The organism is Paraburkholderia kirstenboschensis, from assembly GCF_904848585.1.
GTDB lineage: Bacteria > Pseudomonadota > Gammaproteobacteria > Burkholderiales > Burkholderiaceae > Paraburkholderia > Paraburkholderia kirstenboschensis.
On record NZ_CAJHCR010000017.1, the window covers coordinates 156896 to 165525 of the forward strand.

The window sequence follows — 8630 nt, forward strand, 5'->3', positions numbered from 1 at the left end:
AAAACTATCTCGCGGTTGACACGGGTCAACCGACTTCTGACTGCCTCGTGTACATTGGACGCACTGCTGCCGCGCACGCATTTGCTGTAGCCTCCCGTTGCACGCATGCGGACCGCTTCATCACGTCAGGAGATCCACCATGGCAGGCAAATCAGTCACACCCTTCGATCTGTACCGCGCGAATCTTTCGCTTGCGCTGCAAGTTGGGAGTTTCAGCCACGAAGCCCGGCAGCAGGTTTCCGAGTTGGAGATGCAGCGCATCCGGCGCGATCTTGCGGCGGCGCATGCCATTCGCAATGCGGTATCGACCGCTCATGACTGGAGCGAATTCTCGGCGTCTTACCAGTCCACGGTGCGCGATTACATGACGACCACCACAAACCTCTGGCAGCAAGGGCTGGACTCTGCCGTGCGGCTGCAAAGCCGATTTAGCGAAGGCCTGCGCGAAGCGTTGGCGAACTGGCAAACGGCCTGGAGCGAGCAATGGCCGACGCATGCCCCCATGAATCCGGTCATGCTGCCGTGGCAGGAATGGCTGCGACGTATGGAAAGCACGGCGGCGGGCATGGCCTACGGACAAGCGGGCCGAGGCGACGTCTCCAGTCAGGTTACGCCGGCGACTTCAGCTAAATCGCCGGCCTCCGGCAAGCGTCCGGAGCAGGGAGAGCATCATGTCGGCTAAGCGCGTAGCTTTCATTACCGGTGGCATGGGTGGCTTGGGCGCCGCGATCAGTCGGTGTCTTCACGATGCGGGCACGGCGGTCGCCATGTCGCACTCCGAGCGCAACGATCACGTTGCCACGTGGCTCAGCCATGAGCGCGATGCCGGTCGCCACTTCGTCGCCTATGAGGCCGACGTCTCCAGCTTCGATTCGTGCGCCCATTGCGCCGAGCGCGTGCTCGCCGAATTCGGTACAGTGGACATTCTGGTGAACAACGCGGCCATCACCCGCGACTCGACTTTTGTGAGGATGAACAAGGAGGATTGGGACAACGTACTGCGCACCAATCTCGATTCCATGTTTAACATGACCAGACCGCTGCTCGGCGGGATGCTCAAGCAGCAGTTCGGGCGGATCGTCAATGTCGGTTCGGTGAACGGCGCGCGCGGCGCGTTCGGGCAGACCAATTACGCGGCGGCCAAGGCAGGCATTCACGGCTTCACGATGTCGCTCGCGCCGGAGGTGGCCAGACACGGCGTGACCGTCAACACGGTATCACCTGGCTACCTTGCCACGGCGATGACCGCGGCGGTCCCCAAGGACGTGATGGAAACGAAGATCCTCCCGCAGATTCCGGTGGGCCGCCTCGGTCAACCGAGGCAAAGGAGCGTCATCATGAAGATAGCGATTATTGGACTGGATCTGGCCAAGAACCTGCTGCAGGTTCACGCAGTGGATTTGCAAGGCCACATTGTTGTACGCAACCAGCTGAGACGCGCGGATGTGCTTCGGTATCTCGCAACGCTTGAACCGTGCGTGATCGGCATGCAAGCGTGCGGCTCGTCGCACTAGTGGGGCCGGGAGCTCGCGAAGCTCGGGCATACCCTTCGCCTGATCGCCCCGCAGTTAGTCCGTCCCTACGTAAAGAGCAACAAGACCGACGCGGCCGACGCTGAAGCGATCTGCGAGGCAATGCAGCGACCGCACATTCGCTTCGTACCGGTCAAGACGCAGGCGGAACAGACAATCCTGTCGCTGCACCGCGCACGCGCCAGGCTGGTCAAGTCGCGCACCGCGCTGGCCAACCAGTTCCGTGGGCTTCTCGGTGAATTCGGCATCCCGCTGCCACAAGGTATCCGGCTGCTGAGGAGCCGGGCCATAGCGGCGCTATCCAGTCACGACAGAGAGCATTGCGAGCCGTTCCGGGCGTCAATCGAGATGCTCTTCGAGCACCCGCGCGAATTCGGCGACAAGGTGGCTGAACTGGAAGGGCGTATCCGCGCGATCCATCGACGGACTGACAGATACAGCGTTTAACATCGCGACAGCGTCCACTTTCCAGAGGTTGCTTGAGCAGACTTAAATTCGATGACACAACGGTCGGGACCATGGTGGGTCAAACCCGCTTTGCACCATGGGCAACCAGGCCCGAGGTTCTGACGAGGTACCCATTCGCGGATAACATCGCGGGCCAGCCATACACGCAAATGGCTGGCCATGCCGAGATTTTTCCTATCGGTATGGACACCTCATCGATTGAACCGGGCGGCATTCCAGACAGCGGGAGCAGCGACAAACTGCGCCCGGCCATCATCTCGGCCAGGTCGCGCAGGCTGAGCTTGTAGGGGTATTCGTCCTTTTCGTGCAAAACCGGGAGCTTTGCTCTGAAATGCCATGATTTTTCAACGACTTGCAAGATCGAGATTGGTGTAACGCTCGCGCAAACAGAAACCCTTGCTGGATGCGGCTCACCGGGGGGAGACAGCCAGATTTTGCACGAAAAGGATGAATACCCTTGAAGGCCTAACGCGAAGAGGAGGAAGTGCATACCGCCGCGCACACGGCCGCATCGCAGTTTAACTGGCGGGCGTCCAACTCATCACCACGCATCGTCAATCGCTTGGAGTCTTTCAATCATGCCGTCTACCATCCCCTACGATCCGGCGCTAGCGCTCGGAGACCTCGTCAGTGCTGCCCGCCTGGCGACGTTGGAGCAAATCTCCCAAGCGCAGGCGCCCGCGAATGCCGCCGAGGACACGCTCAACTCGATGATCTCGACCAAGCGTTCCCTCGACATGACCTCGCAAGAACTTGCGGGCATGGGAGTGGACACGTCAGCCGTCGACTCAGAGTCCGTCGATATGGGCAAGCAGATCGCCACTGCGGCGGGAGAATATGCGATAGCAAAGATCGCATCGCTCAAGGCGACAGGTAAACAGTCAAATCCAGAATCACAGCATCGCTGGCACGCTGGTCGTAGCCGTGACATGCACGCACAAAGATGCGCTGCTGCTTGCACCATTCATCTTGGACGTCGACAAAGGGATCCGCGCTTTCAACGCATATTTCCCCGACGACATGATCAAAACGGACTCGATTGCGTCAATCTCGAAGATCGCGGCGCAGGCCAATACGAAGGACGAGAAATCGTTGACACTGCTATCGGGAGCTACGGTCGGTTCCTGTTTCATCGGCATGGTCCACATTCTCAACTCGACTGAAACGGAAAGCAGCGAGACGATGGAAAGTGTCGCTGACTCTCTACAGTCGCAGTTCAAGATCGCGGGGTGGTTCGAAGATGTGTCCGGCGGCTTCGGCGTAAATGCCTCGTTCAGCGATGACGCAAAAGCACTTCTGTCCACGCAGAACGTCACTTCCCACTGCACCTTGACCACGATCGGCTCGATCCCGTCGATCCGATCGAATCAGGTCAAGATGGGTGTGCAGCAGTTTGCGGACTTCGATGGCGCGTCGTCGATGGCTGCGTTGCTTAAGCTGCAGGGGGTCACTGCGAGCGTTCAGGAGTCTGTGGCGTCGTCGGCTGAAGCGGCCCGCACTGGTGGACAGTTCATTGCCATGAAGTCCAGCCAGATGGAGAGCGCACTCTCCGCGCTGGCGCAGATCGACGATGGCCAGAACAAAATGATCGATACCAACTCGATGATGGACGCGCTGGATGACTACATCCAGAAGTGCATCGCCGGGAACATTGGCGCTCCGATCACTTACTATCTCAAGAGCATCACGGCCTCGCAACTCGCAAAAATCTGGATGGCCAAGTACTATCCGAACAAATTCCTCTCGATCTCTGGTGATGACTCAGGCACTACTGGCGGCGGAAGCGGCAGTGGTGGTGGCACCGGAGGCACAGGTGGTGGTGGGGACAGCGGTACGTCTGGTGACGGCGGTAGTGGCGGCAGCGGGAGCTGAGTCTGGCGCAATCGTAACGGCCCGGCGGGATCTTCTGCCGGACACCAACATGCGTGCGGCCAAAAATCGATGTGACGACGGCGAGTCTCCTCAAACCGCTATAGCACAGGACGACTAGAGTCGTCTTCGATGCCCGCCGCCTAGCCTCGCTGTCAGCAGGCGACGGCGAGGCAACTGCCGACCGTCCCTAACCGGAAACGCTCATGCGCATCCTCGCCACAACATGTCATGACTGTATCGAATATTGACCGCCTCACGCGCTCACTCGGTGGCTTCGAGCGGACGTGGCTCACGACCGTTCTGGAGATGACCGCTGAAGGTCCAGTGTCTCTCCGCGATCTTTGGCGTGCAGGATGGTTCACTGAGCCATCCGGTCGGGCATTGATAATCCAGCCGGCGCGCGCGAGCGCATTTTTGTACCTCTCGGAGAATTTCGACAAGGACTGCGCGCGCGAAGCCGAGCGTACGCTGGCGCTTGCGATGTTAATCGAAGGCTTGGTGGCAGATGGGTTCGCCTTCAGATTTCAGACATCATCAACGCCGCGCGGGCAGGTTCGCTGTATCGGCGCGACATTTCGGGATCCCCATGTGGAGGTCGCGACTGGTCGTCCTCGGATCGTGATCAATTCCGCCGGGGACTATACCGATGACCCGGCGACAATTTTGAACCAGAAGGGGGAGGTCGTTTCCCGCAGCATCTGCTTGTCGCAGGACGCGTACGACCTGATCAGCAGCGCCACGCACGGCATGCTGATGCTGCGCGCACCGGAGCGAGCGGCGTTGCAGGTGGCGGTTGCAACACCGACGCCGTGCGATCTGGCGCTCCCTCATGGAAGCGCCCGCGAGCGACAACATGATGCGTTGACTCATGGTTCAACGGATACGCAGTCGGACAACGCGCCAGGTTCTGCCGAGACGTCGCCAGATGCATCGACCCGGCGCCGACGCGTTCTGCCGCGGGCGGGGACGATCGCCGCCGCGGCCGTCCTCGGCGCAAGCGCTTTGACCGCGATCGCTGCGTGGTGCTTTCGCATACCGGATGAGGTGAATCCCGCCGTGATGCTTGGCCTGTCGACGGCGTGTTCCGGCGCGGTCGGCCGCGTGTTGTCTTCTGCCCCAGTTCCAGTCGCGTCAGAACCGGTTGGTCGCGGGTCGGTTACGACCCAGCCGGCCGCCACGGGCGTAGCTTCGAGCGCGTTGCGGGCGCCCGCGCCGCGCGTCGCCATGGCTGCACCAACTTTTGGCGCGCTGGATGCGACAGGCGTTCTTCCCTTGCGAAACGACGACGCCGCCGTGGTAAATGTGGACACCATGCCAGGCAACGCCCACGGCCTGGATGTGTCGCAATGGTCCGGAGGAGGCAAGGCCGGCGCGGAGGCTGTCTTTGCCGCGGTGCCGCATCTCGACTTTGCGTTTGCCCGAGTCGCGTATGGAACCCGGCTTGACCCCGAATTCAGCATCAATTGGGCCATCATGGGACACCGTTCGTTGTACCGGGGTGGCTATCTCTTCCTGCGGCTCGACGAGGACCCCGTCGAGCAGGTCGACGGGGCGGTGCGAGCTCTGGGCGAGGCCCGAGCGCGAGATCTCTGCCTGGCCATTGACTTCGAAGAAATGAGCCTCGACAAGCCTCAGGCCAATCCTCCCGTAGAGCAGGTCCAGCGCACGATCATCGCGGCGCTTAAGCACGTCGCACAGACGATGAAGTGTACGCCTGTGATCTACACGGATTGGGCCATTGGTCAGCGGTACCTGAACTCGCCGGCATTCGCTCGGTATCCCCTCTGGATTGCGGATTGGACCGAGGGCCGCCAGCCACGCGTGCCACCTCCGTGGACGAGTTTTGCCTTCTGGCAGCGTTCCGATCACCTGAAACGCAGCCTCGACCCGGCGGACTTCGATGTATTTAACGGCAACGCTACCGATTTAGGTCAGTTTTCGCGCGTAGCAGGCAGGCGGAATCTCGGCACTGCACACGAGGGCTCAACCCCAGCAGTTCCCTGATATCAGCCGGTTTTCACGACTTAGCCTGACTCTCGGAGAAACTCATGAATGTCATGTACTGGAATTGCACCGCACCCGGTGCAGGCGGCTCTTTTTCCGCCGAGAAAGTGGATGCAATCGGGCAACGTATCGCGGCACTGCAGCCCGATATCATCTGCCTCGACGAGATGTCGGCGCTCATTACTGGCGCACTCACCGCCGACAGACGGCTGAACTCGATGAAGACCTCTGAGGGCGCGCCAGCGAATCTGTCCGAGACCTACGCGGCGGTGAACGTGAACGTCAACCCGGGCGCGCACCTGAATACGGCAATCTTTGTGAGAAAGACACTTCTCCCGGCTGTGGTCAAGGTGGCCATTGGGCTCCCTCAGGCCAAGTGGGATAGCGATAACACGAAACGCGACCTGGTGCGCGCCCAGTACATGGATAGTCAGACGCACCGGATAGTCAGCATCTGGTTTCTCCACGCGAATGCCAGCCAGAGAAACGGTGCCAAAGCCGCGTCATTCGCTGCTCAGGACGTCACAGCTGCGAACAATGACATCTTCATTGGCGACTTCAACGTGAATGCGCCAGACCTTCATCTGTACCCCAAGGCCGTGCAGACCAAGCCTGCGCTCGACGGCTATACGTACTCACAATGGGCGAAATCGGCCTATTCAAACGGTGCGACGCAAATCGGTAGCACCGTGGATGCCAAACCCGGAGGGCTGATCGACTTCGCGATCGCCAACGCAGCGGGAACGGTGAAAGTCACGCCACTTAACTCGCTCGCCGGGTTGACTCACATGACCGACCTGGCCAGGGATTACAGGAAAGACACCCTCGAATATATCCAGAGGACCTTCGACCACTTCCCTGTCCTATTTCAAGTCACTTGCGCGTAACGACTCGCCCGGCCCCCGTGGCATCCATTTGCGTCCGGGGATCCTCCAGGCGATTAGAGAAAATCAAGCCATATCCAGTCTGCTGATATGACTCCCGGTGTCGATCGGGATCGGCTTTTCAGTTTCTAGCAGGCTGTTGAAAAGCGCGCCGTGATGACGACCGAAGCTATGTTCAGGAGCCTTGCGCGTGCAATTTCCCGCTGAATTACCGGTTCGCCGCGCGATCTGCGCGGGGCATGCGCACGCATGCAGCCCTTCTGGCGCGCAGTCTTCGCGCCGTGGCGGCTGATCGCGTCGCTCCTTGCAGCACCACACCTGGCATTCGAGCCATGCGGGTCAGATTGCTCGCAACCATCGTCAGCTTGAAGTGCTGATCGACGCGCTTGATGCCGCGATAGACCGTCTGCCGAATCCGTCCGATGGTCTTGTGAGGTCAGTCGGAATCCGTGGACGCCAACCAGTTAAGCAGCGATTTTACTCAAATGGAATCGCTGCGTGAAAGCGACCGGCGACAGATAGTCCAGGCGTTCCTGTGTTCGCTGCCGGTTGTAAAAGATTTCGATGTATTCCGCGAATTCTTTGCAGGCCTGGTCGCGGGTCGAGAACTTGCGATGATAGACGAGTTCATTTTTCAATGAGCCCCAGAACGATTCAATGGGTGGGTTATCAAGACATTTTCCACGTCTACTCATTGATGCCTGTGCGTATTTCGGGGATGTCGAACGGGCGATTCGGCGAAGCCGAACAGGCTGGAGGGCGGTACTGCGTAGTGCATGGATTGTAGCGTGAGTGTTCGGAATCAGGCTATGACGTCGTCGGGTTTGTTCTTTTTGCGCATTGATTCGCCCTTCAATGGGAGCTTGTGTGCCTGATGTACGAGACGATCGAGAATGGCGTCAGCGAGTGTGGGATCCTGTAGCCATGCGTGCCAATGCTCGAGGGGCAACTGGCTGGTGATGATCGTTGAACGGGTGCCAACGCGATCGTCGAGCACTTCAAGCAGATTGTTGCGAGCGCCCTGGTCGAGATCCTGCAGGCCCCAGTCGTCCAGTAATGTTGCGCGCAACATTAATTGATTTATGTGCAGCGCGCGGTTATGTGGAGTTTCCCTCTGGGCGCTGCTTCGGCGCCTGGTTGTGTCAGGAGTTCGTCAACATAACTTCGTCGTGGGAGTAGCGTAGTTCCTCCGATCACCGTATTCGGAGGGCAACAGGCTTCAGGAATTGTTTCCGAAGGTACATCGCCGCTATGAGGGATCGCGGTTCGCCGCCGATCTTGAGGGTTTCGCTGCCTGGCTGCGTCGGAGCAGATATTCTCGCAACAGTACCTGCGATCATTTGTTTCGGGCAAAGCAAACCCTTGAACGGATGGATGGCGCCGAGCCCGGCGGGGAGTTTGCCACCGAACATCTCTACGCTGCATTTACGTCATCGCGCTTCCCTGCGCTATATCGAGGCACGCAGCGGGCATTCGAGCGCTTTCTGTCTTCGCGCGGCAGATTGATTCGGGCTGAGCCGGACGACCCGTTCGGAGCCCTGCGCGGTCAGTATCTACAGTACCTTCATGAGCTACGTGGGTTTGCCGTCTCGACCGCCGCTCAGCATGACTCGACTCTCAGGGACTTCCTGCGTCGGGCGGTGTTACCCGACCGAACGCTGCGGACATTGGGCGCTACGGACGTCGAGAATTACATCCGGCTCAAGAGCCGCGAGGTTACCCGTCAGACGCTGCAGCATGTCATTGCGCATCTGGGGGGGTTCTTGCGCTATTGCGAAGAGCGTGGCGATATCACGCTCGGACTGCATTGCATTGACACGCCACGGACTTATCGTGCCGAGTTGCCCCCGCGCGCACTCGACTGGAAGCT

General features: G+C 59.6%; 6 protein-coding genes and 5 pseudogenes. 7 read left to right on the forward strand and 4 right to left on the reverse strand.

What is annotated here, in order from left to right:
- The first annotated feature begins 139 nt into the window (after positions 1 to 139).
- The 3 genes and pseudogenes from JMY24_RS30890 to JMY24_RS39670 all read left to right on the forward strand — a co-directional run bounded on the left by JMY24_RS30890 (position 140) and on the right by JMY24_RS39670 (position 1979).
- A complete protein-coding gene (locus JMY24_RS30890; protein WP_201703459.1) occupies positions 140 to 682 on the forward strand; it encodes a hypothetical protein in 543 nt (180 codons plus the stop codon).
- Positions 672 to 1376: pseudogene (locus JMY24_RS30895) on the forward strand (SDR family NAD(P)-dependent oxidoreductase); the annotation flags it as partial. The gene JMY24_RS30890 and the pseudogene JMY24_RS30895, both read left to right, overlap by 11 nt.
- A 180-nt stretch (positions 1377 to 1556) precedes the next feature.
- Positions 1557 to 1979: an IS110 family transposase gene (locus JMY24_RS39670; RefSeq protein WP_413231279.1), complete on the forward strand. Its 423-nt coding sequence runs from the start codon at positions 1557 to 1559 to the stop codon at positions 1977 to 1979.
- A 79-nt stretch (positions 1980 to 2058) separates the two neighbouring features.
- On the opposite strand, the gene JMY24_RS30905 is transcribed toward JMY24_RS39670, so the two are convergent.
- Positions 2059 to 2358, reverse strand: a complete 300-nt coding sequence (locus JMY24_RS30905; protein WP_128598626.1) for a hypothetical protein — start codon at positions 2356 to 2358, stop codon at positions 2059 to 2061.
- Positions 2359 to 2969: 611 nt separating this feature from the next.
- Between JMY24_RS30905 and JMY24_RS30910 the strand changes: the two genes are divergently transcribed.
- The 3 genes from JMY24_RS30910 (at position 2970) to JMY24_RS30920 (ending at position 6763) form a co-directional block, all read left to right on the forward strand.
- Positions 2970 to 3872, forward strand: coding sequence for a hypothetical protein (locus tag JMY24_RS30910; RefSeq protein ID WP_164853888.1), 903 nt, complete (start codon positions 2970 to 2972; stop codon positions 3870 to 3872).
- A gap of 228 nt (positions 3873 to 4100) precedes the next feature.
- A complete protein-coding gene (locus JMY24_RS30915) occupies positions 4101 to 5876 on the forward strand; it encodes a GH25 family lysozyme (RefSeq protein ID WP_128598629.1) in 1776 nt (591 codons plus the stop codon).
- A gap of 44 nt (positions 5877 to 5920) precedes the next feature.
- The gene (locus tag JMY24_RS30920) at positions 5921 to 6763 is read left to right on the forward strand and encodes an exonuclease/endonuclease/phosphatase family protein (RefSeq protein WP_201703462.1); all 843 of its coding nucleotides are present in this window, start codon (positions 5921 to 5923) and stop codon (positions 6761 to 6763) included.
- A 289-nt stretch (positions 6764 to 7052) separates the two neighbouring features.
- Here JMY24_RS30920 and JMY24_RS39675 read toward each other — a convergent pair.
- From JMY24_RS39675 to JMY24_RS30930, 3 pseudogenes are all read right to left on the reverse strand, one after another.
- Positions 7053 to 7190, reverse strand: a pseudogene (locus JMY24_RS39675) (IS5/IS1182 family transposase); the annotation flags it as partial.
- A gap of 34 nt (positions 7191 to 7224) precedes the next feature.
- Positions 7225 to 7464 (reverse strand): annotated as a pseudogene (locus JMY24_RS30925) (IS3 family transposase); the annotation flags it as partial.
- 98 nt (positions 7465 to 7562) lie between these two features.
- Positions 7563 to 7865, reverse strand: a pseudogene (locus JMY24_RS30930) (ATP-binding protein); the annotation flags it as partial.
- 121 nt (positions 7866 to 7986) lie between these two features.
- Between JMY24_RS30930 and JMY24_RS30935 the strand changes: the two are divergent.
- Positions 7987 to 8630 (forward strand): annotated as a pseudogene (locus tag JMY24_RS30935) (site-specific integrase); the annotation flags it as partial.

What these genes read in the sequence shown, in the direction of transcription:
- JMY24_RS30915 (WP_128598629.1), top strand. Translation starts at nt 4,101, where the DNA reads ATGACTGTATCGAATATTGACCGCCTCACGCGCTCACTCGGTGGCTTC.
- JMY24_RS30920 (WP_201703462.1), top strand. Translation starts at nt 5,921, where the DNA reads ATGAATGTCATGTACTGGAATTGCACCGCACCCGGTGCAGGCGGCTCT.
- JMY24_RS30890 (WP_201703459.1), top strand. Translation starts at nt 140, where the DNA reads ATGGCAGGCAAATCAGTCACACCCTTCGATCTGTACCGCGCGAATCTT.